Annotated in this window: 24 protein-coding genes; 12 read left to right on the top strand and 12 right to left on the bottom strand. The window is 69.8% G+C overall.

Features of this window, described 5'->3' with window-relative positions:
* The first annotated feature begins 56 nt into the window (after nucleotides 1-56).
* From E3T54_RS09485 to E3T54_RS09465, 5 genes are read left to right on the top strand one after another with little or no spacing between them, the layout of a single operon-like run.
* Nucleotides 57-1,037, top strand: a complete 981-nt coding sequence (locus tag E3T54_RS09485) for an ABC transporter permease (RefSeq protein ID WP_092321508.1) — start codon at nucleotides 57-59, stop codon at nucleotides 1,035-1,037.
* The gene (locus E3T54_RS09480; protein ID WP_134475454.1) at nucleotides 1,034-1,966 is read left to right on the top strand and encodes an ABC transporter permease; all 933 of its coding nucleotides are present in this window, start codon (nucleotides 1,034-1,036) and stop codon (nucleotides 1,964-1,966) included. The genes E3T54_RS09485 and E3T54_RS09480 overlap by 4 nt, the downstream gene beginning before the upstream one ends.
* Entirely contained in the window at nucleotides 1,963-3,726 is a 1,764-nt protein-coding gene (locus E3T54_RS09475; RefSeq protein ID WP_134475453.1) for an ABC transporter ATP-binding protein, read from the top strand. The genes E3T54_RS09480 and E3T54_RS09475 overlap by 4 nt, the downstream gene beginning before the upstream one ends.
* Nucleotides 3,723-4,643, top strand: a complete 921-nt coding sequence (locus E3T54_RS09470) for an alpha/beta fold hydrolase (RefSeq protein ID WP_134475452.1) — start codon at nucleotides 3,723-3,725, stop codon at nucleotides 4,641-4,643. The genes E3T54_RS09475 and E3T54_RS09470 overlap by 4 nt, the downstream gene beginning before the upstream one ends.
* Before the next feature lie 11 nt (nucleotides 4,644-4,654).
* Nucleotides 4,655-5,869, top strand: coding sequence for a glycoside hydrolase family 1 protein (locus E3T54_RS09465; RefSeq protein WP_134475451.1), 1,215 nt, complete (start codon nucleotides 4,655-4,657; stop codon nucleotides 5,867-5,869).
* A 235-nt stretch (nucleotides 5,870-6,104) separates the two neighbouring features.
* On the opposite strand, the gene E3T54_RS09460 is transcribed toward E3T54_RS09465, so the two are convergent.
* The 3 genes from E3T54_RS09460 to E3T54_RS09450 form a co-directional block, all read right to left on the bottom strand.
* Entirely contained in the window at nucleotides 6,105-6,932 is an 828-nt protein-coding gene (locus E3T54_RS09460; RefSeq protein ID WP_134475484.1) for a VOC family protein, read from the bottom strand.
* A 128-nt stretch (nucleotides 6,933-7,060) separates the two neighbouring features.
* A complete protein-coding gene (locus E3T54_RS09455) occupies nucleotides 7,061-7,438 on the bottom strand; it encodes a VOC family protein (RefSeq protein ID WP_134475450.1) in 378 nt (125 codons plus the stop codon).
* A gap of 92 nt (nucleotides 7,439-7,530) precedes the next feature.
* Nucleotides 7,531-8,454: a phosphoribosylaminoimidazolesuccinocarboxamide synthase gene (locus tag E3T54_RS09450; RefSeq protein ID WP_134475449.1), complete on the bottom strand. Its 924-nt coding sequence runs from the start codon at nucleotides 8,452-8,454 to the stop codon at nucleotides 7,531-7,533.
* An 88-nt stretch (nucleotides 8,455-8,542) separates the two neighbouring features.
* Here E3T54_RS09450 and E3T54_RS09445 point away from each other — a divergent pair, with 88 nt between their 5' ends.
* Complete coding sequence (locus E3T54_RS09445; protein ID WP_134475448.1) at nucleotides 8,543-10,045, top strand: DHA2 family efflux MFS transporter permease subunit; 1,503 nt, start codon at nucleotides 8,543-8,545, stop codon at nucleotides 10,043-10,045.
* 88 nt (nucleotides 10,046-10,133) lie between these two features.
* On the opposite strand, the gene purD is transcribed toward E3T54_RS09445, so the two are convergent.
* Nucleotides 10,134-11,402 carry a phosphoribosylamine--glycine ligase gene (purD, locus tag E3T54_RS09440; RefSeq protein ID WP_134475447.1) on the bottom strand — a complete coding sequence of 423 codons (1,269 nt, stop codon included), beginning with the start codon at nucleotides 11,400-11,402 and terminating at the stop codon, nucleotides 10,134-10,136.
* 141 nt (nucleotides 11,403-11,543) lie between these two features.
* On the opposite strand from purD, the gene E3T54_RS09435 reads away from it, so the two are divergent.
* On the top strand, nucleotides 11,544-11,903 hold the full coding sequence (locus tag E3T54_RS09435) for a sterol carrier family protein (protein ID WP_134475446.1): 360 nt from the start codon (nucleotides 11,544-11,546) through the stop codon (nucleotides 11,901-11,903).
* Nucleotides 11,904-12,219: 316 nt separating this feature from the next.
* Here the strand turns inward: E3T54_RS09435 and E3T54_RS09430 are convergent, their stop codons facing one another.
* Nucleotides 12,220-13,212 (bottom strand): ribokinase, encoded by a 993-nt coding sequence (locus E3T54_RS09430; protein WP_198414456.1) that lies wholly within the window; start codon nucleotides 13,210-13,212, stop codon nucleotides 12,220-12,222.
* A 117-nt stretch (nucleotides 13,213-13,329) separates the two neighbouring features.
* Between E3T54_RS09430 and E3T54_RS09425 the strand changes: the two genes are divergently transcribed.
* The 3 genes from E3T54_RS09425 to purM are packed head-to-tail and all read left to right on the top strand — an operon-like array spanning nucleotide 13,330 to nucleotide 16,361.
* Nucleotides 13,330-13,647, top strand: a complete 318-nt coding sequence (locus E3T54_RS09425) for a hypothetical protein (protein WP_174775359.1) — start codon at nucleotides 13,330-13,332, stop codon at nucleotides 13,645-13,647.
* Between the two features lie 24 nt (nucleotides 13,648-13,671).
* Nucleotides 13,672-15,261 (top strand): amidophosphoribosyltransferase, encoded by a 1,590-nt coding sequence (gene purF / locus E3T54_RS09420; RefSeq protein WP_241977149.1) that lies wholly within the window; start codon nucleotides 13,672-13,674, stop codon nucleotides 15,259-15,261.
* Nucleotides 15,258-16,361 carry a phosphoribosylformylglycinamidine cyclo-ligase gene (gene purM, locus E3T54_RS09415; RefSeq protein WP_134475445.1) on the top strand — a complete coding sequence of 368 codons (1,104 nt, stop codon included), beginning with the start codon at nucleotides 15,258-15,260 and terminating at the stop codon, nucleotides 16,359-16,361. The genes purF and purM overlap by 4 nt, the downstream gene beginning before the upstream one ends.
* A gap of 199 nt (nucleotides 16,362-16,560) precedes the next feature.
* On the opposite strand, the gene E3T54_RS09410 is transcribed toward purM, so the two are convergent.
* Nucleotides 16,561-16,794 (bottom strand): DUF3073 domain-containing protein, encoded by a 234-nt coding sequence (locus E3T54_RS09410; RefSeq protein WP_092321521.1) that lies wholly within the window; start codon nucleotides 16,792-16,794, stop codon nucleotides 16,561-16,563.
* Between the two features lie 150 nt (nucleotides 16,795-16,944).
* Between E3T54_RS09410 and E3T54_RS09405 the strand changes: the two genes are divergently transcribed.
* Nucleotides 16,945-18,030, top strand: coding sequence for an NAD(P)-binding domain-containing protein (locus E3T54_RS09405; RefSeq protein ID WP_134475444.1), 1,086 nt, complete (start codon nucleotides 16,945-16,947; stop codon nucleotides 18,028-18,030).
* 90 nt (nucleotides 18,031-18,120) lie between these two features.
* Here the strand turns inward: E3T54_RS09405 and crcB are convergent, their stop codons facing one another.
* The 4 genes from crcB to E3T54_RS09385 form a co-directional block, all read right to left on the bottom strand.
* Nucleotides 18,121-18,489: a fluoride efflux transporter CrcB gene (gene crcB / locus E3T54_RS09400; protein WP_166804876.1), complete on the bottom strand. Its 369-nt coding sequence runs from the start codon at nucleotides 18,487-18,489 to the stop codon at nucleotides 18,121-18,123.
* Nucleotides 18,486-18,905, bottom strand: coding sequence for a CrcB family protein (locus E3T54_RS09395; protein ID WP_134475442.1), 420 nt, complete (start codon nucleotides 18,903-18,905; stop codon nucleotides 18,486-18,488). Before E3T54_RS09395 ends, crcB begins: the two co-directional genes overlap by 4 nt.
* A gap of 5 nt (nucleotides 18,906-18,910) precedes the next feature.
* On the bottom strand, nucleotides 18,911-21,049 hold the full coding sequence (locus E3T54_RS09390) for an APC family permease (protein WP_134475441.1): 2,139 nt from the start codon (nucleotides 21,047-21,049) through the stop codon (nucleotides 18,911-18,913).
* Between the two features lie 82 nt (nucleotides 21,050-21,131).
* Nucleotides 21,132-21,575, bottom strand: a complete 444-nt coding sequence (locus E3T54_RS09385; protein ID WP_092321525.1) for a MarR family winged helix-turn-helix transcriptional regulator — start codon at nucleotides 21,573-21,575, stop codon at nucleotides 21,132-21,134.
* A 57-nt stretch (nucleotides 21,576-21,632) separates the two neighbouring features.
* On the opposite strand from E3T54_RS09385, the gene E3T54_RS09380 reads away from it, so the two are divergent.
* Complete coding sequence (locus E3T54_RS09380) at nucleotides 21,633-21,887, top strand: hypothetical protein (protein WP_134475440.1); 255 nt, start codon at nucleotides 21,633-21,635, stop codon at nucleotides 21,885-21,887.
* Between the two features lie 98 nt (nucleotides 21,888-21,985).
* On the opposite strand, the gene E3T54_RS09375 is transcribed toward E3T54_RS09380, so the two are convergent.
* Complete coding sequence (locus tag E3T54_RS09375) at nucleotides 21,986-22,600, bottom strand: PadR family transcriptional regulator (protein WP_134475439.1); 615 nt, start codon at nucleotides 22,598-22,600, stop codon at nucleotides 21,986-21,988.
* Complete coding sequence (locus E3T54_RS09370; protein ID WP_241977148.1) at nucleotides 22,597-23,454, bottom strand: DUF4097 family beta strand repeat-containing protein; 858 nt, start codon at nucleotides 23,452-23,454, stop codon at nucleotides 22,597-22,599. Before E3T54_RS09370 ends, E3T54_RS09375 begins: the two co-directional genes overlap by 4 nt.
* Nucleotides 23,455-23,538 lie beyond the last annotated feature (84 nt).

Genomic DNA, 23,538 nt, shown 5'->3' with positions numbered 1-23,538 from the left:
CCGTTTCCACGATTCACCGGCCTCACCGCCAGACTCCAGAACGAAAGGAGATCGCCGTGCGCTTTGTGCTCAACAAGGTCGGGCTGCTCGCGCTCACGCTGTGGGCAGCGATCACGCTGAACTTCCTGCTCCCCAGGCTCATGCCCGGATCGCCCGCCGACGCCGCGCTCGCCAAGCTCGCGCAGAACGGCCCGGTCAGCCCCGCCACCAAGGCCGCCGTCGAGGCCCAGCTGGGCGTGCCGACCGGCAGCATGTGGGAGCAGTACCTGAGTTACCTGGGCAGTGTCGCCCGCTTCGACTTCGGCGTCTCCTATACCTTCTTCCCGCAGAGCGTCGCCGGACTCGTCACCGCCGCCCTGCCGTGGACCATCATCCTGGTCGGGCTCGTCACGATCATCGCCTTCATCTTCGGCACGCTGCTGGGCGTGCTCGCCGCCTGGAAGCGGGGCACCTGGCTCGACACGCTGCCCACCGTCGGCGGCACCTTCGCCAGCGCCTTCCCGTACTTCTGGACCGCACTGCTGCTGGTCTTCTTCCTCGGCTACGTCGGCGGGTGGTTCCCCACCTCCGGCGCTTTCAGCCGATCGGCGACGCCCGAGTTCTCGCTCGCCTTCGTGGGCGACGCGCTGTACCACGCGATCCTGCCGGCCACGACGATCCTGATCACCTCCCTCGGCGGCTGGATCCTCGGGATGCGCAGCACCATGATCAACACGCTCGGCGAGGACTATGTCACCTTCGCCGAGGCGAACGGCCTGCGCCCGCGCACCGTCGCGCTGCGCTACGCGGCCCGGAACGCCATTCTGCCGAACCTCACGTCCTTCGGGCTCGCGCTCGGCGCCGTCGTCGGCGGTTCGCTGCTCGTCGAGCGGGTCTTCGCCTACCCGGGCGTCGGTTACCTGCTCTACACGGCGGTGACCAACCAGGACTACCCACTCATGCAGGCTCTGTTCCTGATCATCACGATCAGCGTGCTGCTGGCCAACTTCATTGTCGACATCCTGTACGGCATCCTGGACCCGAGGACACGGCGATGACATCCACGAACACGTCCACCGTCCTGGCGAACCGGGGCGTCCCGGCCGAGATCGACGGTCCGGCCAATCCGCTTCGCGTCGTCTGGCGGGCCATCGCGACGATCTGGAGCGTCCCCAAGGCGCGGATCGGCGTCGTGCTCCTCGGCGCCTTCATCGCCCTGGCCGTCTTCGCCCCGCTGATCGCGCCGTACAGCGCCACCGACAACAGCTTCGGCCGCAGCGAAGACATGAGCGCAGCCCACTGGCTGGGCACGACCGCCGCCGGGCAGGATGTCCTGTCCCAGATCATCTGGGGCGCGCGGGTCTCCGTCTTCGTCGGTTTCGCCGCCGGGATCTTCGCCACGCTCATCGCCGTGCTGGTCGGCCTGAGCTGGGGCTACATCCGCACGGTCGCCGGAGACGTGATCAACTTCGTGGTCAACCTCTTCCTCGTGATCCCGGCGCTGCCGCTGATGATCGTGATCGCCGCGTACCTGCAGAACGGCGGCATCGGGATGATCATCCTCGTCGTCGTGATCACCGGCTGGGCGTCCGGCGCCCGGGTGCTCCGGTCGCAGACGCAGTCGCTGCGCTCGCGGGACTTCGTCACCGCCGCCGTGTTCAGCGGCGAGAGCCCCGGCCCGGTCGTGTTCCGGGAGATCCTGCCGAACATGACCTCGCTGATCGTGACGAACTTCTTCGCCGCGGCGACCGCCGCGATCCTCGCCGAGGCCGGGCTGGAGTTCCTCGGCCTCGGCGACACGACCATCGTCAGCTGGGGCACCATGCTCTTCTGGGCGCAGAATAGCAACGCCCTGCTGACCGGCCAGTGGATCGTGCTCTTCGCCCCCGGCCTCTGCATCTCCCTGCTCGCCACCTCGCTGAGCCTGATCAACTTCGGCGTCGACGGGCTGAGCAATCCGCGCCTCCGGGAAGGAGCCTCACGATGAGCCTCATGAGCGTTCGTGACCTGTCCGTCGTCTACGCGTCGAAGGGCGCCGAACCCGTCTACGCGGTCAAGGACGTCTCCTTCGACCTGCAGCCGGGCGAGTTCGTCGGCCTCGTCGGCGAGTCCGGCTCGGGCAAGTCCACCCTCGGCTTCGCGCTGACCCGGCTGTCCAAGCCGCCGGCGATGATCGGCGGCGGCAGCATCCTCTTCGACGGCGTCGACATCGCCGAGATGGACCCCAAAGCCGTGCGCGTGCAGCGCCAGGGCGGCTTCGCCATGGTGCTGCAGTCCGGGATGAACGCGCTGAACCCCGTGCGCAGCATCCGGAACCACTTCTTCGACATCTTCGAGGCGCACGGCCACGTTGCCAAACGCGACCGCGAGGCCCGTGCGCAGGAGCTCGCCGGCAAGGTGGAGCTGCCGGGCAGCGTGCTCGACCGGTTCCCGGGGGAGCTCTCCGGCGGGATGCGGCAGCGCGTCTCGATCGCGCTGGCGCTCTCGCTCGAACCGCGGCTGATGGTGTTCGATGAGCCGACCACGGCCCTCGACGTGCTCGTGCAGCACGCCGTGATGGACACCATTCGCGAGCTGCAGAAGTCCATGGGCTTCACCGCCGTGTTGATCAGCCACGACCTCGGCATCGTGCTCGAGGTCACCGAGCGGGTCATGGTCATGCACGAGGGCCAGATCGTCGAGGATGCGTCCTCGGCGGACATCCTGAACGCTCCGCAGCACGAGTACACCCGAATGCTGCTCAGCCACTACGGCGACCCGCGCGCGGAGGTCGTCGAGGTGCCGGGGCTCGCGTCGCGCGGCTCGCTCCGCGCCTCGGTGGTCGAGCCTGTCGAGACACTCGCCCCGGTGGTCGAGCCGGTCGAGCCGGTCGAGACCATCGAGCTTGCCCCGACTCCTGCACCAACCCACGCGCCCGCGCGCACCCGGGAGGGCCGCGCCGCGCACCAGGCGATCGTCGTGTCCGGCGTCTCCAAGCTGTACCCGCGGCCGAGCCGCGCCGACCAGCCGGTGCTGGCCGTCGACGACGTGTCGTTCACCCTCGAACCGGGAGCGTCGATGGCGCTCGTCGGGGCGAGCGGCAGCGGCAAGAGCACGATCGCGAAGATGATCACCGGGATCGAGCATCCGACCTCTGGCACCATCACCTTCGGCGACCTCCAGATCGACAAGGTCAAGCGCCGGGGGCTCAAGAGCCTGCACCGCGAGGTGCAGATGGTGTTCCAGGACCCGTACGCGGCGCTGAACCCGCTGCACACCGTCGAGTACACGCTCACCCGACCGGTCGTGAACTACTCGAGGCTGCGCGGCCGCGACGCCAGGCGCCGCGTGCTCGAACTGCTCGAGACCGTCGGCCTGACCCCGGTCGAGCAGTTCGCGGCCCGTTTGCCGCACCAGCTCTCCGGCGGCCAGCGCCAGCGCGTCGTGATCGCCAGGGCGCTCGCCAGCGACCCGCAGGTGATCATCGCCGACGAGCCCGTGTCGATGCTCGACGTGTCCTTGCGCGCCGGACTGCTCGCCCTGCTCGAGGGCCTGCGCGAAACCTGGGGCGTGAGCATGCTCTACATCACCCACGACCTGCTGAGTGCGCGGCTGGTCACCGACCAGATCATGGTGCTCAACAAGGGCGCGGTCGTCGAATCCGGCAATACGGCATCCGTGCTGCAGAACCCCCAGCACGACTACACGGTCCGGTTGCTCGACGCGATCCCCAACCCCGGCCGGAGAACCCCAGGCGGCTCGGCATGACGCCCGAGTACGCCCCGACCGACCCCTTCGGGCGGATGCCCGTGCCGAGCGGTGTGGAGGTCGTGGCGCTGTCCCTTCCGGTCGGGCTCCTGACCGCGCTGCACGCGCGGCCGGTCGGCGCTCCTCGGGGCGTGGTGCTCTTCGTGCCCGGCTTCACCGGGTCGAAGGAGGACTTCCTCGATTTCCTGCCGCTCGTCGCGGCCGAGGGCTGGGAGGCCTGGGCGTACAGCCAGCGCGGCCAGGCGGACTCCGTCGCCCCGGTCGGCGTCGACGAGTACAGCCTGGACGCGTTCGCCGGTGACCTGCTCGCCGTCGCGCGTCAGGTGGGCCAGGGCCGGCCGGTGCACCTCGTCGGGCACAGCTTCGGCGGAATCGTGGCGCGCGCCGCCGCGATCGCCTCGCCGGCACTCTTCGCCGACATCACGCTGCTCTGCTCCGGCCCGCACGGCTGGCCGCGACGCAACGCGAAGAACGCGGCCCTGGTGCGGGCGAAAGGATCGGCCGCCTGGTGGGACCGGGACAACCCGCTCCTCGTCGGCCGGCCCGACGACGAGCTCACCGCCGACCAGGCGTTCAGGCGGCTGCGCCTGGCGCGCACCAGCGACGAGAACCTCCTCGGCGCCATCCGCATTCTCGCCGACGAGACCGACACGACCGCCGACCTGGCGGCAACCGCGCTCCCGGTGCTGGTCGCCCACGGCGTCGACGACGCCGCCTGGCCGCAGGACTGGCAACGCGCCATGGCCGCCCGGCTGGACGCGCCCTACCTGGTCATCCCCGGAGCCGCACACTCGCCGCAGCGCGAGAACCCCGGCGCGACCGCCGCCGTGCTCCACGACTTCTGGGGGCGCCAGGCGCCCGCAGCGCCCGACCCCACCGACAGCAGGGCACGCCCGGAACCCGGGCAGCCCAGATGACAAGGAGCACCATGCAGAACTTTCCCGACGGATTCCTCTGGGGCGCCGCGACCGCCGCGCACCAGGTCGAGGGCAACAACGTCAACAACGACTGGTGGGTCAAGGAGCACGCCGCCGGCACGCAGATCGTCGAGCCCAGCGGCGACGCGATGGACAGCTACCACCGCTACCGCGAGGACATGAAGCTGCTCGCGGATGCCGGCCTGAACTCCTACCGCTTCAGCATCGAGTGGAGCCGGATCGAGCCGGCGCCCGGCGAGGTTTCCCGCGCGGAGATCGACCACTACCGGCGCATGGTCGACACGGCCCACGAGTTCGGCCTGAACCCCGTCGTGACCCTGATGCACTTCACCGTGCCGCAGTGGATGTTCGCGCGCGGTTTCTGGCGCAACCCCGACGCGCCCGACCTGTTCGCCCGCTTCACCGAGGCCGCGCTGCCGATCGTCGCCGAGGGCGTCGACTATGTCTGCACGATCAACGAGCCGAACATCGCGGCCATGCTCGCCGGCGGGGAGACCGCCGCGAACCTGGTCGCGTTCGGCCTGCCGCGGCCCGATCTGCAGGTGGCGGATGCCCTGCTCGAGTCGCACAGGCGCTCGCGCGAGGTGCTCTCCTCGGTGAGCGGGCTCAAGTCCGGCTGGACCGTCGCAACCCAGGCCTTCCACTCCACGGGCGAGCCCGGCGCGGACGAGAAGCTGCGCGAATACGCCTACCCGAGCGACGACTGGTACCTCGAGAACGCCCGCGGCGACGACTTCATCGGCGTGCAGGCATACACGCGCACGTTCATCGGCCCGGACGGCCCCATCCCGGTTCGGGGCGACGTCGAGACCACGCTGACCGGCTGGGAGTTCTTCCCGCCGGCGCTCGAACTCGGCGTGCGCGCCGCCTGGGAGCTGAGCGGGCACGTGCCGGTCATGGTCACCGAGAACGGCATCGCCACGGCCGACGACACCCGCCGGATCGCCTACACCGACGGCGCCCTGCGCGGGCTGAAGGCGGCCATGGACGACGGCATCGACGTGCTCGGCTACCTGCACTGGAGCGCCCTGGACAACTACGAGTGGGCGAGCGGATTCCGCCCGACGTTCGGGCTCATCGCGGTCGACCGGGAGACGTTCGTGCGCACCCCCAAGCCGAGCCTCGCCTGGCTCGGCGAGGTCGCGAAGGCCAACGCGCTGCCCGACGTGCCCGTTGAGGCGCCGGTCGCGGTCCCCGCCGCCTAGCGCGCCGCTCCGCGCCGCGCCCCGCCCCGCCCCGCGTTCGCCCAAAAGTCGCCGTTTACGCCGAGTGTCGCTGTTCTACCGGGTCACCTCGGCGTAAACGGCGACTCTCGGCGGCCTGGGAACGCCGCGACGCCGCGGCATCGGTTCGCCGACCTTGCCACTTCCGGTCGAGTTTGCCTGGTGTGCCGATCAAACTCGACCGGAACGGGCCAACTCGGCGCGGGGCGACTCGCGCCTACGCCGTGCGGACGGTGATCTGGTTCGCCCAGGGGTCGTCGAAGCTGAGGGTCTGGCCGTCGCGGCGGGTCTGCACGCCGAAGTGGGACATCCGTTCGCCGAGCGCGCCGAGGTCGTCGCCGGTGGGCACGATGATGTCGACCTCGCCGAGGCCGAGCGCCAGGCGCCGCTTGCCCGAGCCCGCGCTGTTCCAGGTGTTCATCGCCATGTGGTGGTGGTAGCCGCCGGCCGACACGAACAGCGCGGACGGGCCCAACGTGGCGGTGGCCTCGAAGCCGAGCTTGTCCACGTAGAACGCCCGGGCGCTTCCGACATCGCCGACGGACAGGTGCACGTGCCCGACGATGGCGTTGCCGAACGACGGGTGGGCCTGTCCCTCTGCGGTGAGGTGCTCCGAGATGAACGCGTTCGGGTCGAGGTGGAGGGTGTCCATCTCGACCTGTCCGTGGGTCCAGCTCCAGGCGGACCGGTCGCGGTCCCAGTAGAGCTCGATGCCGTTGCCCTCGGGGTCGGTGAAGTAGAAGGCCTGGCTGACCAGGTGGTCCGCGCTGCCGGTGAAGCTGCCCGGATGCCTCGTGCCGACCGAGTAGACCGCCGCGGCGAGCTGCGCCTGGGTGTCGAACAGGATGGCAGTGTGGAACAGTCCGGCCGAGCGAGGCTCCGGCGCGGCCAGCTCGGGTGCGTGCTGCAGGATCACGATCGGCGTGGTCCCACGGCCGAGCACGGCGACCGGGCCGTCGTGGCTCTGCAACTCGAGGGTGACGGCGTCGCGGTAGTAGGCGATCATCGCGTCGAGGTTGCCGACGCGCAGGGTCACCGCGCCCATCCCTGTGTCGGCGGCCAGCAGGTCGTTTGCAGATCGAGTAGTCACGACACCAGTAACGGATGCCGCCCCCGCCGTATTCCGCGGGCCTGCCCTATTCCCCGCCCCGCCCGCCCCGCCCGGTACTCGGGCTAGTCCTGGTGGAGCTGGATCAGGTTGCCGCATCCGTCGTCGAAGACCGCAGTGGTGCCGGCCGGATCCGTCGTCGGCTCGGCGGTGAAACGCACGCCGAGGGCGCGCAGCCGCTCGTATTCGGCCCGCACGTCGGGGGTGCCGAAGACGATCGCCGGCAGCCCGAGGGCGTGCACACCCTGCTGGTACGCCTTCGCGACGGGGTTGTCGCTCGGCTCGAGGAGCAGGCCGACCCCGTCAGGGTCGTCGGGCGACTTCACCACGTACAGCAGGTAGTCGGGCATCACGACCAGCTCCTCGAAGCCGAGGGTGCGCGTGTAGAACTCGAAGGCCGCCGCCGGGTCGTCGACATGGATGCTGCACATCTTGATTCGCATGAGCAGCAGGCTACCCGGCCCCCGCCCGGAGCGCATCCGAGCATCCGCGCCGCCGGGGTCCGGCACCCAGCGGAAACGGCGAGGGGCCGGCGCTACGCCCCGGTCAGCCGCTCCAGCAGCTCCCGGTAGCGGGAAGCGGTCTGCTCCACGATCTCGGCCGGCAGCAGCGGCGGCTCTCCGGACTGGTCCCAGTGTGCGGCGAGCCAGTCGCGCACGATTTGCTTGTCGAAACTGGCCATGCGCTCGGCCGGCGTCCGGCCGGAGCGCCACGCCGCGGCATCCCAGTAGCGGCTCGAGTCGCTCGTGAGCACCTCGTCGGCGAGCCGGGTCAGCCCGGTCTCCCGGTCGGCGCCGAACTCGAACTTCGTGTCGGCGAGGATCAGGCCGGCGTCCTCCGCGATCGCGGATGCCCGGCCGAAGATCTCGAGCGAGAGGGCGCGCAGCTCGGCCGCGGCATCCGTCCCGACCAGCTCGACCGTGCGCTCGAAGGAGATATTCTCGTCGTGCGCGCCCAGCGGAGCCTTCCAGGCCGGCGTGTAGATGGGCTCCGGCAGGCGGTCGCCGTCGTGCAGGCCGGCCGGCAGCGGGATGCCGCACACCGTCTGCGAGGCCTGGTATTCCTTCCAGCCGGAGCCGGTGAGGTAGCCGCGCACGACGCATTCGACCGGATACATGTCGAGGGTCTTGCAGAGCATGGCGCGGCCGGCGACGGCGGCCGGGATCAGGCTCCCGGACAGGGTGTGCTCGGGCAGCAGGTGGTTCGGTACCCCGGTCAGCCGGTCGAACCACCAGAGACTGAGGGTCGTGAGCAGCTCGCCCTTGCCCGGGATGCCCGGCTCGAGCACGTGGTCGAACGCGCTCACCCGATCGCTGGCCACGACGAGCACGCGCTCGGCGGCCGCGAGGTCCGGCGCTCCGTCCGGAACGTAGAGGTCGCGTACCTTGCCCGAGTAGGCGTGCCGCCAGCCCGGAAGGTCGAGGGCGGCGGATGCGGTCGGCTGGCTGGATGCGGTCACGGCTCCATTCTCTCGCAACTGCGCGTACGCTACTGAAGTTGGTCAGCGAGACCTCGATTCCACCCCACTCCAGCAAGGATCCGAGCACATGGAAAACGTCACGAAACCGTGGCCGGCGCTCTGGGCGCTCGTCATCGGATTCTTCATGATCCTCGTCGACAGCACCATCGTGTCCGTCGCCACCCCGGCGATCATGACCGGGCTGGACGCGGACATCAACGCGGTGATCTGGGTGACGAGCGCCTACCTGCTCGCTTACGCGGTGCCGCTGCTGATCACCGGCCGGCTCGGCGACCGGTTCGGCCCGAAGAACATGTACCTGGGCGGCCTCGTGATCTTCACCGCGGCATCCGTCTGGTGCGGCCTCTCCGGGGACATCACCATGCTCATCGTGGCCCGCGTGGTGCAGGGGCTCGGCGCGGCGCTGATGACGCCGCAGACCATGGCCGTGATCACGCGCATCTTCCCCCCGGATCGCCGCGGCCAGGCCATGGGCCTGTGGGGCGCCGTCGCCGGCGTCGCCACGCTCGCCGGGCCGATCCTCGGCGGCGTGCTCGTCGACGCGGCCGGCTGGGAGTGGATCTTCTTCATCAACGCGCCTGTCGGCGTGGTCGCGTTCATCCTGGCCTGGCGGCTCGTGCCGACCCTCACCACCCACCAGCACCGCTTCGACCTGCTCGGCGTCGTGCTCAGCGCCGTCGGCATGTTCCTCATCGTCTTCGGAATCCAGGAGGGCCCGCGCTACGACTGGGGCCTCATCTCCGGCCCGTTCACCGTGCTCGGACTCATCTTCGCGGGCATCTTCGTGCTGGCCGGCTTCGTGATCTGGCAGGCGGTGCAGAAGGGCGAACCGCTGCTGCCGCTCGGCCTGTTCGCCGAACGCAACTTCTCGCTCTCCAACCTCGCCATCACCACGGTGGGCTTCGCCTTCACCGGGATGGCGATCCCGCTGATGATCTACGCGCAGACGGTGCGCGGGCTCACCCCCACCCAGTCGGCCCTGCTCTTCGTTCCGATGGCCGTGATCACCGGCGCACTCGCCCCAGTCGCCGGCAAGCTCGTTGACCGGATGAACCCCAAGTACATTGCGCTCGTCGGCCTGGTCTTCCTGTCCGGCTCGCTGTTCTGGCTCGGTTCGATCCTGACCGAGGATGTCCCGATCTGGCACCTCCTCCTGCCGTTGTCCCTGCTCGGGTTCGCGAGCGCGGGCATCTGGGCGCCGCTGGCGACCACCGCGACGCGCAACCTGCCGCCCCGGGACGCGGGCGCCGGATCCGGCGTCTACAACACGACCCGCCAGGTGGGCGCCGTGCTCGGCAGCGCCGGCATCGCGGCCATCATGCAGGCGCGCCTCTCGGCCGAGCTGCCCGCGGGTGCGGGAGCGGCGGCGCAGGGCGGCACGGCCGGAGCCGGAGGCCTCCCGGAGGCGCTGCAGGCCGGGTTCAGCGCGGCCATGGGCCAGGCGTTGTTCCTGCCGGCGGCCGTGGCCCTGCTCGGCGCGCTCGCCGTGGCCTTCTTCGCCCGGCCGAAGGCGCCGACCTGGGGGCCGCGGGCCGCCGCGCCCGCTGCCGCCGACGTTCAAGCGGAATAGGTGCCGAATCGGACACCTGTCGCCGGTGTGCCGGCCACAGCCGTCCGGTAGGGCAACAGCCAGCCCAGGGCGCGGGTAGCCCCGCCGCTCAGCCGGCGACGCGGGCGGCGATGTCGGTGCGGAACTGCGAGCCGGCCAGCGTGATCTCGCCCAGCGCCTGGTAGGCGCGCGCGCGGGCCTCGGCGAAGCCCGAGCCGGTGGCGACGACGCTGAGCACCCGGCCGCCGGTGGCGACGAACGAGTCGCCGCGGGCGGCGGTGGCGGCGTGCGCGATCGTGACCCCCGGCACGGCGGATGCGGCATCCAGCCCCGAAATCACGCGCCCGGTGACCGGCGCCTCCGGATAGTTCTCGCTGGCGAGCACCACGGTCACGCAGGCCTCGTCAGAGAACTCCGGTCGGGCCAGCCCGCCGAGCGATCCGGTCGCCGCCGCCAGCAGCAGGCCGGACAGCGGGGTGAGCAGGCGCGGCAGCACGACCTGGGTCTCGGGGTCGCCGAAGCGGGCGTTGAATTCGATCACCCGGATGCCGGCATCCGTCAGAATGAGCCCGCAATAGAGCAGCCCGATGAACGGGGTGTCCTCGTGGGCGAGGCGGCGCACCGTGGGTAACGCGATGGTGTCGATGACCTCGTCGACGAAGGCCTGCTCGCTGCCGAATTCGGCGTCGAGCCAGGGCAGCGGCGAGTAGGCGCCCATGCCGCCGGTGTTCGGGCCGGCGTCGTTGTCGCCGAGCCGCTTGTAGTCCTGGGCGGGGGAGAGCGGCAGCACGGTGTGGCCGTCGCTGAGCAGGAACAGCGAGACCTCCGCTCCGTCGAGGAACTCCTCGATCAGCACGCTGCCGTGCTGCAGCCACTGCGTGGCGTGGGCGACGGCGGCGGGGCGCTCGCTCGTGACCAGCACGCCCTTGCCGGCGGCGAGGCCGTCGGCCTTGACGACGTACGGCGCCCCGAACTCGTCGAGGGCGGCCCTGGCCTCGGCGAGTGTTCCGGCGCGCACGGCGCGACCGGTCGGCACGCCGGCCTCCTCCATGATGTGCTTGGCGAACGTTTTACTGCCTTCGAGGGCGGCGGCGGCCTTACCGGGACCGAAGACCGGGATGCCGCGCGTGCGCAGCGCGTCTGCGACGCCGGCGACGAGGGGCGCCTCCGGGCCGATCACCACGAGGTCGATGTTGTTCTCGATCGCGTAGTTGGTGACCGTGGATGCGTCGGTCGCATCGAGCGGCACGACCGGGACGTCCGCGGCGATGCCGGCGTTGCCCGGCGCGGCCACGACGTGGTGGCGCGGCTCCTCGCGGAGCAGCGCGGTGATGATGGCGTGCTCGCGGGCACCGGAACCGAGGACCAGAATTCTCACGCGTTCAGGCTAGCCGATCCGGCCGCGCGCGTCCCCTCCCGCGTCACGGCCCGACGCGGCCGGCCGGGTGCCGGCCCGGTGACGGCCGGCCGTGATCGGCGCGCTGTCCGACTTCCCGGCCGGACCGGGCAGACTGGACCCATGGCCAGGGCGAGGATCGACGATGCGGCGGGCACGGCCGCCGTGCGGGAGTGCGGGGCGGATGCCGGGGGCGCGAGCCGGGACATCCGTGCGCTGGCGGTTCGCTACACGCTGCAGCTGCTCGCAGAGAAGGCGAGCGGCAACACCGTGGAGGTGCGGGTGCCGCCGTTCGGCGCCGTGCAGTGCATTGCCGGCCCGCGTCACACCAGGGGCACGCCGCCGAACGTCGTCGAAACGGATGTCGCAACCTGGCTCGCCCTCGCCACCGGGTCGCTCGGCTGGTCCGACGGGGTGGAGACAGGACGCATCCACGCGTCCGGCCAGCGGGCGGATCTCGCCGGCGAGCTGCCCCTGCTCTGACGCCGCCGGGAGGAGCTCACGCGCCAGTCATGCTCGGCCCGACGTGACTTGCGGACAAACACCCTTCCCCGGGCCAACGAAGGTACTTTCTCCGCAGTTCAACCCCTGGGGTGGGTTCGCGACGCTCGCCTGTGGGGCTGGGCGCGGGCGTGGGCGCAACAGCAACAGCAACAGCAGCAGCAGCAGCAGCAGTGGCGACTCTGGTTGCATCTGCCCTCGCATCGGATCTGACTTGCGGACAAACACCCTTCCCCGGGCCAACGAAGGTACTTTCTCCGCATCTCAGCCGGGGACATCCCCCAGGATGCGCGCGAGCTCAGCCCAGGATCGCGGCGACCTCGGCCTCGGTCGGCATCGAGCTGGTTGCTCCATGCCGGGTGACCGACACCGACGAGGCGACGGTCGCCCAGCGCACCGCCTCGACCATCGCGGCCTCGCTCGGAGCCGACCCGGCGGCTGCAGCCGCACCCGAGGCAGCCGGCCCCGAGGCCGCCGGCCCCGCGCCTGCACTTGCAGCCGCGCCTGACCCCGCAGTCGAAACCGCCAGCCGCGCCACGAGCGCACCGACGAAGGTGTCCCCGGCCGCCGTCGTATCGACCGCGCGCACCGGGCGGGCCGGGGCCAGCCCCAGCACGGCGCCGTCATACGCGACGACGGATCCCTCGGCGCCGAGCGTGACGATCGCCCAGGTCTTGCCGGCGCTGAGCAGCTCCGCCGCGCGAACCGGGTCCGGCTCCCCGGTGAGCTCGGCGGCCTCGATCCGGTTGGGCACGACGAGGTCGACCGAGGCGAGGAATCCGCTGGGCAGCGGAACGACCGGCGCGGGCGTGAGCACCGTGAAGACGCCCGCGGCCCTGGCTGCAGCGAAGGCTTCCACGAGCACCGGCACCGGCAGCTCGCACTGCATCACGAGGAACGCCGACGCTTCGATGGTCGCCCGCTGCTGGGCGGTCAGGGCCGTCACCGTGCTGTTCGCGCCCGACACCACGACGATCGAATTCTCCCCCGAATCGACCACGGAGATGTGCGCGGTGCCGGTCGGCGCGGGCGACGAGGCGAGCCCGTCGGCCCGGATGCCTTCGGCCGCGAGCAGCGCACGAAGCTCGGTCCCGTAGGCGTCGGCTCCCACGGCGCCGAGGAAGTCGACCGAGCCGCCGAGCCGGGCGGCGGCGACGGCCTGGTTGAGGCCCTTGCCGCCCGGCACGGTGGTGAAGCCCGATCCGAAGATCGTCTCGCCCGGCCGGGGGAGCCGCTCCTGCCGCACGACGAGGTCCATGTTCGCGCTGCCGAGTACCGCAATTCTGTTCACCGGGACAGTCTGCCAGTGCCCGCCCCTGACGGCGCCTGCACCCTGCCAGTGCCCGCACCTGCCGGCGCCCGCACCTGCGCCGGAGTACAGAGGCGAGGGACGTGCGAGAATGAACAGGTGACTTCCCCCGGGCCGACCGACTCCGACGCGGCAACCACCGTGACGGTGCACCGTTCGCCGCGCTACTTCAGCTTCATGATCGTCGGCGCCGCGCTCGGGGCGATCCTCGCCCTCGTGTTCACCGTCACCTTCCCGGAGAATGAGGACTTCGACCGATCCCAGGTCTTCGGCTTCCTGCTCCTCGCGGGCGTTGCGCTCGGCGTTGCGCTCGGCAGCCTGGTCGCGCTCATCCTTGACCGACTGCTCCGGCGAACGACCGCACAGGCCGTCTCGGATAGACTGAGCACCACCGAAAATACCGAAAAAACCGAGTAACACACTCAAGTAAGGGGCTGCGGCTTGGCCGGTGGCGACGGACTATTAGGTCACGATCTTCTTCCTGGTGAGAAGGGCCCGCAGGATGCCTGCGGCGTCTTCGGCGTCTGGGCTCCCGGCGAAGAGGTGGCCAAGCTCAGTTACTTCGGCCTCTACGCGCTGCAGCACCGCGGCCAGGAATCGGCCGGCATCGCGACCAGCGACGGCAAGAAGATCCTCGTCTACAAGGACATGGGCCTCGTCGCCCAGGTCTTCAACGAGGCATCCCTCAGCACCCTCCTCGGCCACATCGCGGTCGGGCACACCCGCTACTCGACCACCGGGGCATCCAGCTGGCAGAACGCCCAGCCGACCCTGGGCCGCACGGCCGCCGGCACCATCGCGCTCGGCCACAACGGCAACCTGACGAACACGGCCGAACTCCTCCAGCTCGTGCACGAGCGCTATCCGCAGACGGATGGCGAACTGGCCCGCGGCAATACGACCGACACCGCCGTCGTCACCGCGCTGCTCACCGGCGACCTCGACCACACCCTCGAGTCCACGGCGCTCGAGGTTCTGCCGCACCTGCGCGGCGCGTACTGCCTCGTCTTCATGGACGAGACCACTCTCTACGCCGCCCGCGACCCGCAGGGCGTGCGCCCGCTGGTGCTCGGCCGCCTCGAGCGAGGGTGGGTCGTCGCGTCCGAGACCGCCGCCCTCGACATCGTCGGGGCCACCTTCGTGCGCGAGGTCGAACCCGGTGAGCTGATCACCATCGACGAGAACGGGCTGCGTTCCCAGCGCTTCGCCGAGTCGAAGCCCGCCGGCTGCGTATTCGAGTACGTCTACCTGGCCAGGCCCGACACGACCATCGCCGGTCGCGGAGTGCACGAGGCCCGGGTCGAAATGGGGCGCCGCCTGGCCGCCGAGCACCCGGTCGAAGCCGACCTCGTCATCCCGACCCCGGAATCCGGAACCCCGGCCGCGATCGGTTACGCGCAGGCGTCCGGCATCCCCTTCGGCCAGGGGCTGGTGAAGAACGCCTACGTGGGCCGCACCTTTATCCAGCCGTCGCAGACGATCCGCCAGCGCGGCATCAAGCTCAAGCTCAATCCGCTCAAAGAGGTCATCAAGGGCAAGCGACTGATCGTCGTCGACGACTCGATCGTGCGCGGCAACACGCAGCGCGCCCTCGTGGCCATGCTCCGCGAGGCCGGCGCCGCCGAGGTGCACGTGCGCATCTCCAGCCCGCCCATCACCTGGCCCTGCTTCTACGGAATCGACTTCGCCTCCCGGGCGGAGCTGATCGCGACCGGACTCGGCGTCGACGAGGTGCGCCAGGTCATCGGCGCGGATTCACTCGGTTACCTCTCCGAGGACGGCATGATCGCCTCCACCGAGCAGCCGCGCGAGCGCCTGTGCACCGCCTGCTTCACGGGCAAGTACCCGATCCCGCTGCCCGACTCCGCGCTCCTCGGCAAGAATCTGCTCGAGCGCCCCGTCGCATCCAACGGATGCGACCCGGGGCCGGACGCGGAGTTCGAAGCAGTGCTCGACCCGGCCACCCTGCGCGAGGGTGCGCTGGCCCGACAAGGGCAAATCCCGTTCGGCGACCCAGGAAGACAGGAATGAGCAACGCTTCTTACGCGGCAGCCGGAGTGGACACCGCTGCCGGCGACCTGGCCGTCTCACTGATGAAGGCCGCCGTCTCCCGCACGCACGGCCCCGAGGTGATGGGCGGCTTCGGCGGCTTCGCCGGACTCTATGACGTGTCGTTCCTGACCGACTACCGCCGACCGCTGCTGGCGACCTCGACCGACGGCGTCGGCACCAAGGTGGCCATCGCCCAGGCGATCGACAAGCACGACACCATCGGCCAGGACCTCGTCGGCATGGTCGTCGATGACATCGTCGTCGTCGGCGCGCGCCCGCTGTTCATGACCGACTACATCGCCTGCGGCAAGGTCGTCCCTGAGCGGATCGCGTCCATCGTCGCGGGCATAGCCCGGGCCTGCACCGAGACCGGCACGGCCCTCGTCGGCGGCGAGACCGCGGAGCATCCCGGACTGCTCGGTCCGGATGACTACGACGTCGCCGGCGCAGCGACGGGCGTAGTCGAGGCCGACCAGGTGCTCGGCGCCGAGAACGTGCGTCACGGCGACATCGTCGTCGCGATGGCATCCTCGGGCCTGCACTCCAACGGCTACTCCCTCGTCCGCCACATCCTGGCCCAGCGCGGCATCGGCTACACCGACACGTCGGATGACCTCGGCGGCGTCGTCGGCGAGGTCCTGCTCGAGCCGACGCGCCTGTACACCGGCCCGCTGCTCGGCGTGCTGGCCGACCCCGACCTGGCCGGAGCCGTGCACTCGCTCAGCCATGTCACGGGCGGCGGCATCGCCGCGAACCTCGCGCGCGTGCTCCCCGTCGGGTCCTGGGTCGAGGTCGACCGCGCCACCTGGTCGCCTTCAGCCGTGTTCCGGGTGCTCAGCGACATGGCCGGGGCGTCCCTGGAAAGCTCGGAGGGCACCTGGAACCTCGGCGTGGGCATGTTCGCGGTCGTGGCCGCGGATTCCGCCTCCGCCGTGATTGCACGCCTCGCGGCCGACGGCATCCCGTCCTGGGTCGCCGGCCGGGTGTCGACCGCCCCGCGCGACTTCGCCGGTTTCGAGCAGGGCGCCAAGGGCGTCAACGGCGGCGCCGTGCGCCTCGTCGGGTCGTTCGCCCACTAGATCCGTGCGCCCGCGGCCAGCGTGCCCGCTCGGCCGCATCCCGTCTGCATCCCGCTTGGCTCTCACCCCGCGCACCCCCGTCGCCGAGAGTCGCAGAAAGCGCCGAGAGTCGCCGTTCCAACGGCGACACTCGGCGTAAACGGGGACACTCGGCGCATCCGGCGGCTGAGTCGCCGCGCGTCATGCCGGTAACTGCCGCCTAGGCGCGCTTCTGCTCGTCTTCGGTCGCGTAGGTGTCGACGTACTCGTCGTCGGTATCCGGCTTGGGCGCGTCGTACTCAGGCCACTTGGCCAGGTCCTCATCGAGGCGCGGATCAGTGACCGGATGCCCCGTGAGCTCGCGTTCGAGCGCGTTGTAGTTGGTGTCCGGGCTGAAATACTTCAGCTCGCGGGCAACCTTGGTGTGCTTTGCTTTTTGACGGCCGCGCCCCATGCGTGACCCCCTAACGATGCCAGGCCAAGTGAGGAATGAGTCACTCGGGAGTTGCCGAACGGAATGGTGAAATCTAGGCGCTAGTTTAGCATGATGGGCGCAAGCGCTCGCCGACGCCGTTCACAGGCGCGGATGCTGGAATGAGGTGTGATGGCGAGCCAGTTGACCGTGCCCGTCGTCATCATCGGCGCGGGGCAGGCCGGACTGTCCGTCGCCCACTACTTGCGCAAATTCGATCTCGTCGCCGGAACGGACTTTGTCGTCCTCGATCGGGGCCCGGATGCCGGCGGAGCCTGGCAGCATCGCTGGCCGGCCCTCCGCCTCGGAACCGCCCACCGGGTCAACGACCTGCCCGGCATGAGCGCGCTGGGGATCAGTTTCGACACCGCGGACCGGTCCCGGCCCGCGCGCGAGGTCGTCGCGGAGTACTACCACCGCTACGAGGCGCACTTCGATTTTCGGGTGGTGCGGCCGGTGAGCGTCACCTCCGTGGCCAACCGGGGGGCGGACCTCGTCGTCTCCACCCGGTCCGCGGCATACGGCGACCAGGAGATCAGCGCCCACGTCCTCGTCAATGCCAGCGGAACCTGGGGGGCTCCTTTCCTGCCGCACTACCCCGGGGCGGAGTCCTTCGCCGGGCAGCAGGTGCACACCGCGACCTTCACCTCCGCCGAGGATTTCGCCGGCCGGAAGGTCGTCGTGGTCGGCGGCGGCACCTCGGCCATCGGTTTCCTGCTCGAGCTGGAGGGTGTCGCCGCGGAGCTGACCTGGGCGGCGCGTCGACCCATCGACTGGGTGCACACCGGGGAGCTCGACCTCGAGGGAGCCTCGGCAGCGGTCGCCGCCCAGGACGAGGCGGCCCGCTCGGGCCGCGCCCTGCCCAGCATCGTCAGCGGTACCGGCGTCCCGGTCAGCCGGCGCATCGCGGCCGGAATCGAGCGCGGCCTGCTCGTTGCCGAGCCCATGTTCCAGGCGATCGAACCGCACGGCGTGCGCTGGGCGGACGGCCGGTTCACCGAGGCAGACGCCATCGTCTGGGCCACCGGGTTCCGCCCCGAGCTCCGCCACCTGGCACCGCTCCGGCTACGGGAGAAGGCCGGCGGCGTGACGGTGGGCGCCGGGGCATCCTGGACCGACCCGCGTATATTCTTCGCCGGCTATGGACCGCAGGCGAGCACGATCGGTGCGGCCAGGGCGGGTCGCGTGATCGCCCGCCAGGTCATGGCCCTGCTCTGACCTCAGCCCCCGCGAAACCGCAGTTGTGCGCGCTAAAACGCACGAATAACGCGCACAACTGCGGTTTCGCGGGGGAGGTGCGGGGGAAACCTAGCGGACGAGGAGGTAGGCGACGGCGCAGGCGGCGACGCCGAGCAGCAGGGTGACGCCGACGTTGACCAGGCCGGCCCGCCAGCGTCCGTTGTCGACGAGCTCGAGGGTTTCGACGCTCCAGGTGCTGAAGGTGGTCAGGCCGCCGCATACCCCGGTCAGGATGATCAGCCGGAGGTCCTCGGAGATGGCCGCCCGCTCGGCGAGCCCGAGCGCCGCGCCGCCGATCATCGCGCCCGTCACGTTCACGAGCAGCACGCCGCCGGGGATGTGGCCGGGCCGCACCGGCAGCGCCCGGGACACGAGGTAACGGATGACCGCTGCCCCGCCCCCGCAGGCCAGCACGCTCAGGGCAACCCAGCCGCTCACAGCGTGCTCCCGTCGTCGGGGATCTCGACCGGGATCGGCCGGTGGGCGAGCCGGCTGCCCGCCCAGAGGCCGAACGCCGCGGCGCCGAAGCCGAGGGCGAGGGTGGCCAGGAGGTAGAGGCCCGCGAGTCCCCACAGCCCGGCGGAGGACTGCTCCACAAGCGACACCGTCACGGCCGAGAACGTCGTGAACGATCCCAGCAGGCCGGGACCGAGCGCGACCTTCAACCAGCGGGGAATGCCCGGGCGCGTCCACAGCCCGCCGACCAGCCAGCCGAGCATGAGCGCCCCGAGCACGTTGACGCCGAGCGTGCCGGCCGGGAAGCCGGCATCCGTATGCGGGAAAACGAGGTCGGTGGCCAGGCGCAGGCCGGTGCCGAGCACGCCGCCGAGGAAAGCTGCCAGCGCGAGCGGCATCTGGTTTACTTGCGCTTCCGACGGCGCGACGCCGACGGCCGGGACTGCGGCGGGGTCGAGCCGACGACCGGGGGCTTCGCCGTCGAGGCAGCCCGATTCGCCGCTTCCACCGCGGCCGGTGTCAGCGGCTTGCGCGGCACCGGGCGCGGACGCACCGGCTCGCCGCGACGGTCCTGGCCGGGGATCGGCCGGGATCGGCGCCCGTAGATGAGTTCAGAGGAGTCCAGCAGCCACGGCACGAGTGCGATGGTCACCCCATGCACGAGCATGAGTTTCTGGCGCAGGCGCCTGGCCTTGTGGTTGTGCAGCAGGTTCTCCCACCAGTGCCCGACGATGTAAATCGGCGTGTACACCGTGACGACCTCGGAGCCGTGCTCCTCGCGGCGATCCTTGATGTAGCTGATCAGCGGCCAGCTGATGTCGCGATACGGCGATGAGACGATGCGCAGCGGCACCTGGATGTTCTGCTTCACCCAGTCTCGCTTGAGCTGTTTGGTCTCCTGGTCGTCGATCGAGATGTGCACGGCCTCGAGACTCTCGTGCCGCGCGGCGATGGCGTAGTCGAGGGCCTTGAGCACGGGCTTCTGCATCTTGCCCACGAGCACGATCGCGTGGTCGCCCTTGGATCCGAAGGTGGTCACCGGGTCGACTTCGATCTCCTTGGCGACATCCCGGTAATAGCGGTTGACGCCGAGCATGAGCACGAAGAGCACCGGCATCAGCAGGAACACGAGCCAGGCGCCGTGCGTGAACTTCGTCACGGTCACGACAATGAGCACGACCCCGGTGAGCAGCGCGCCGAACGCGTTGATCGACATGCTCCGGATGATCTCCCCGCGGTTCGGCGGATTCTTCCGGAGCAGGGCGATCCAGTGCTTGACCATGCCGGTCTGGCCCAGGGTGAAGGAGACGAAGACGCCGATGATGTAGAGCTGGATCAGCAGCGTCAGGTTCGCCCGGTAGACGATGATGATGATGATGGCCGCCAGGGCCAGGATCAGCACGCCGTTGGAGTAGATCAGGCGGTCGCCGCGGGTGCTCAGCGACTTCGGCGCGTACGAGTCCTTCGCCAGCACCGATCCGAGCAGCGGGAAACCGTTGAAGGCGGTGTTGGCCGCCAGCAGCAGGATGGCCGCGGTTGTGGCCTGCAACACGAAGAACATGATCGAGTTGTTGCCGAAGGTGGCGGCGGCGATCTGGGCGATCAGGCTGCGCTGCGGATTCGTCGCGCACTCGTCCCAGCCGATCAGGTCGCAGGGGTTCTCCGCGTAATGCACCTGCGCAATCAGCGCGAGGGTGGTGAGCCCGATGAACAGCACGATGGCGATGCCGCCCATCAGGGCGAGCGTCGACTGCGCGTTCTTGACCTTCGGGTGCTTGAATGCCGGCACCCCGTTGGCGATTGCCTCGACGCCGGTGAGCGCGCTGCATCCGCTGGCGAAGGAGCGCAGCAGCAACAGGATGAACGCGGTCTGGGCCAGGTTCTCGCCCTCCACGTCGAATCCGGCCGATTCGGCCACCGGGGCATCGCCGAGCATCGTCCTGGTGAGGCCGACGACGACCATGACGACGACGCTGGCGATGAAGAGGTAGGTCGGGAGGGCGAAGGCCTTGCTCGACTCCCGCACCCCGCGCAGGTTGACCGCGGCGAGCAGGATCACGAACACGACGGCCATCTCGACCCGGAACGGATTGAGTTCGGGGATCGCGGAGATGATGTTGTCCACGCCGCTGGCGACCGAGACGACGACCGTCATCACGTAGTCGACGAGCAGGGCGGATGCGACGACGAGGCCGGCCTTCTCGCCGAGGTTCTTGTGCGCGACCTCGTAGTCACCGCCGCCGGAGGGGTAGGCCTTGATCAGCTGCCGGTAGGACGCGACGACGGTGATCAGGAGCAGCACGACGACGCCGGCGACCCACGGCGCGAAGCTCAGGAAGGCGAGCCCGCCGAGGGTGAGGATCATCAAAAGTTCCTGCGGGGCGTACGCGACGCTCGACAGCGGGTCGCTCGCAAAGATCGGCAGGGCGAGGTGCTTGGGGAGCAGTTGGCCCTCGAGGTGCTCGCTCGGCAGCGGATCGCCGATGATCCACCGTTTCGGTGAACGCGTTTCCGGTATTTTGGGGGTTCCCTCTGGTGCCACGAGGGACGACACTACTCTGTTGCACCCCCCTGTCAAATGCTGCAGGACCGGCGCGCCACAGCGGGGAGTCCCACGCGATCCGTTACGGAGTCCCGGCGGCGTCGATCACTCGCCACAGGGAGACCCGCAGGGCCTCGAGTTCGTCCATGGTCATCCCTAGCCTGTCGATCACGCGCGGGGGGATCGTCTCGGCCTCACTGCGGAGGTCCGCACCGGCCTCGGTCAGCGCGACCTCGAGCAGGCGTTCGTCGACCACGCTGCGGTTTCGGGTGACCAGGCCGGCCGCCTCCAGCCGCTTGAGAAGTGGTGAAAGCGTTGCCGGATCGAGACGAAGCTCGGCGCCGAGGTCTTTCACCGACCGGGGGCTCCGCTCCCAGAGCGCCAGCAGCGCCAGGTACTGCGGATGCGTCAGGCCATAGGGCTCGAGGATCGGCCGGTACACCGAGATCACGCTGCGGGAGGCGATCGCGAGGGCGAAACAGACCTGGTTTTCGAGGCGGAGCAGGTTCGACTCATCGGTGGCCATCGACGTCTCCAATCGCGGGCGGCGTTCGCCGTCCCATTGGTTAGTAGACTAACGGTTATGGCACTAAGCAAACCTGCACGAGAGCGTGAAAGCCTGACCGCCTGGCTCAACCGGACCCTGCTGCCCTGGATCGGGCCGCCGCCGCTCGGGCCGTACACCGACGTGCCGGATGCCGAGGTGCGGGCCGAGAAGGCGCAGTCCGTCTGCCCGATCTGCGGTGAACTCATGTCTCTGCACGAGGTGGACCGCTCCGGCGAGCGAACGATGATCTACCACCCGACGCCCGGCGTGGCCCCCGACGTAACCCCCTGAGGCCCCCTGACCTCACCCCCTCTGACCTTCCCCCCTGAGGGGTCGCAAATCGACCTTCAGCGGGCAAACGAAGGTCGATATGCGACCCCTCACGGGGCTTACCGGGTGAGCGAGGCGAGGATGTCGGCGCGCACCTCGGCGAGGCGCCGGCGGAGTTCCGGAACGGCTTCCGCCGGGACGCGCCCACGGGAGGCCTGAGTGCGCAGGTCCGCGCGCAATTTCTGACGGAACTCATTCAGCACCATGTCGGCCTCGTGCAGCGCCAGGTTCGACTCGGTGTGCTGGTTCGAGGTGGCGCCGTGCCCGGCCTGGCCGGCCGACTCGTCCCTGGCCTGCCGGGCGGCCGAGGCGAGGTCGGCCCGCAGGCTCTTCATCGCCGCGTTGACGCCCATCCGCACCTCGTCCGCAAGGCGTCGGACCGAATCCGTCACCTCGCTCTCGATCGCGTCGAGCTCACCGGCGCGAGCGGCGAGCTCGGTGCGGCCGGCATCCGTGATCACGTAGACCGTCTTCCGTCCGTCGGTCGACTTGGTGACGAGCCCATCCTCCTCGAGCTTGGACAGCCGCGGGTAGATCGTGCCGGCGCTCGGGCTGTAGGTGCCGCCGAACCGCTCGCTGAGCGCCTGGATCAGCTCATAGCCGTGTCGCGGCTGCTCGGCCAAAAGGCTGAGCAGGTACAGGCGGAGGCTGCCGTGCGCGAAGACGGGGGTCATGCCCGGGCCTGCCCGGAGGCATCCGTCGACCCCTCGCCGGCGGGAGACTGGCTGCCATTGGCACGGCGCACGACCGAGATATTGCCGGAGACGGAGTTCGCCCGGAGCTCCAGCCAGGCGCCGTCGAGCGCGCCGCTGCTGGCCTCGTAGCCCTTGCCGAGCGTGCCCTTGATGGTCTGGTCGTCGAGTTGCAGGGTGCCCGACACCGTGTTGAGGCGGTAGCGGGTGGCCACGTCGGCGCCGAGGCGCACGGTGAGGTTGCCGCTGACGGTGTTGGTGTTGATCTCGTCCGGCGTGCCTTCGATGTCGAGGAAGACGTCGCTGCTGACCCCGTCAAGGGAGAAGCGGCGGATGCTCCCGCTCGCGGTGATCTCGCCCGAGACCGTGTGCGCCGTGATGTTGCCCGCATGACCCTGAACCGACATCTCGCCGTTCACGCCGTTGAGTTCCAGGTCGCCGACCACATCATCCACGACGATGTCGCCGGAGACGGTGCTCAGCCGGGCGCCGTTGCGGAGCCCGGAGACGAGTGCGCTGGCCGAGATGACACCGAATTTCAACGCCACGTCGCGCGGCACCATGATGCTGACGTCCGCCCTGGCCGTGCCGCGGAACGACGCGAACACGTCGATGAAGTTGTCCCAGCGCAACTGCGGGTGGTCGATCTCGAGGGTGTCGCCGTCCATCGAGATCTTGAGGTCCTTGCCGGTCACGCTGTGCACCTCGACGCGGGCGCCTTGCTCGTCGTGTCCGATCACGTCAACCTTGCCGGCGATCATGCCGACCTTGAGATTCCGCACCAGTTCGACGTCGATGACCTTGGTCTGCCCGGGGGTGACTAACCACTTTTCCACTTCTGCTCCTTCATTCTTACAACACATCTGCACGCGATATATCGCGTCTCATCTGAACACGATATATCGCGTGTTGGTGTTGCG

Source organism: Cryobacterium sp. Sr8, assembly GCF_004403225.1.
GTDB lineage: Bacteria > Actinomycetota > Actinomycetes > Actinomycetales > Microbacteriaceae > Cryobacterium > Cryobacterium psychrotolerans.
This window is presented reverse-complemented; position numbering and strand designations above follow the sequence as displayed.

Bases quoted from the DNA above. Each gene is read 5' to 3' on its own strand.
- E3T54_RS09395 (WP_134475442.1), bottom strand. From the start codon at position 18,905: ATGCCGCTCGCGCTGGCAGCTTTCCTCGGCGGCGTGCTCGGCACCGGC.
- purM (WP_134475445.1), top strand. From the start codon at position 15,258: ATGAGCAACGCTTCTTACGCGGCAGCCGGAGTGGACACCGCTGCCGGC.
- E3T54_RS09470 (WP_134475452.1), top strand. From the start codon at position 3,723: ATGACGCCCGAGTACGCCCCGACCGACCCCTTCGGGCGGATGCCCGTG.
- E3T54_RS09455 (WP_134475450.1), bottom strand. From the start codon at position 7,438: ATGCGAATCAAGATGTGCAGCATCCATGTCGACGACCCGGCGGCGGCC.
- E3T54_RS09380 (WP_134475440.1), top strand. From the start codon at position 21,633: ATGGCACTAAGCAAACCTGCACGAGAGCGTGAAAGCCTGACCGCCTGG.
- E3T54_RS09465 (WP_134475451.1), top strand. From the start codon at position 4,655: ATGCAGAACTTTCCCGACGGATTCCTCTGGGGCGCCGCGACCGCCGCG.
- E3T54_RS09475 (WP_134475453.1), top strand. From the start codon at position 1,963: ATGAGCCTCATGAGCGTTCGTGACCTGTCCGTCGTCTACGCGTCGAAG.
- E3T54_RS09405 (WP_134475444.1), top strand. From the start codon at position 16,945: ATGGCGAGCCAGTTGACCGTGCCCGTCGTCATCATCGGCGCGGGGCAG.
- E3T54_RS09480 (WP_134475454.1), top strand. From the start codon at position 1,034: ATGACATCCACGAACACGTCCACCGTCCTGGCGAACCGGGGCGTCCCG.
- E3T54_RS09445 (WP_134475448.1), top strand. From the start codon at position 8,543: ATGGAAAACGTCACGAAACCGTGGCCGGCGCTCTGGGCGCTCGTCATC.
- E3T54_RS09460 (WP_134475484.1), bottom strand. From the start codon at position 6,932: ATGGGCGCGGTGACCCTGCGCGTCGGCAACCTCGACGCGATGATCGCC.
- E3T54_RS09375 (WP_134475439.1), bottom strand. From the start codon at position 22,600: ATGACCCCCGTCTTCGCGCACGGCAGCCTCCGCCTGTACCTGCTCAGC.
- E3T54_RS09435 (WP_134475446.1), top strand. From the start codon at position 11,544: ATGGCCAGGGCGAGGATCGACGATGCGGCGGGCACGGCCGCCGTGCGG.
- E3T54_RS09385 (WP_092321525.1), bottom strand. From the start codon at position 21,575: ATGGCCACCGATGAGTCGAACCTGCTCCGCCTCGAAAACCAGGTCTGT.
- E3T54_RS09410 (WP_092321521.1), bottom strand. From the start codon at position 16,794: ATGGGGCGCGGCCGTCAAAAAGCAAAGCACACCAAGGTTGCCCGCGAG.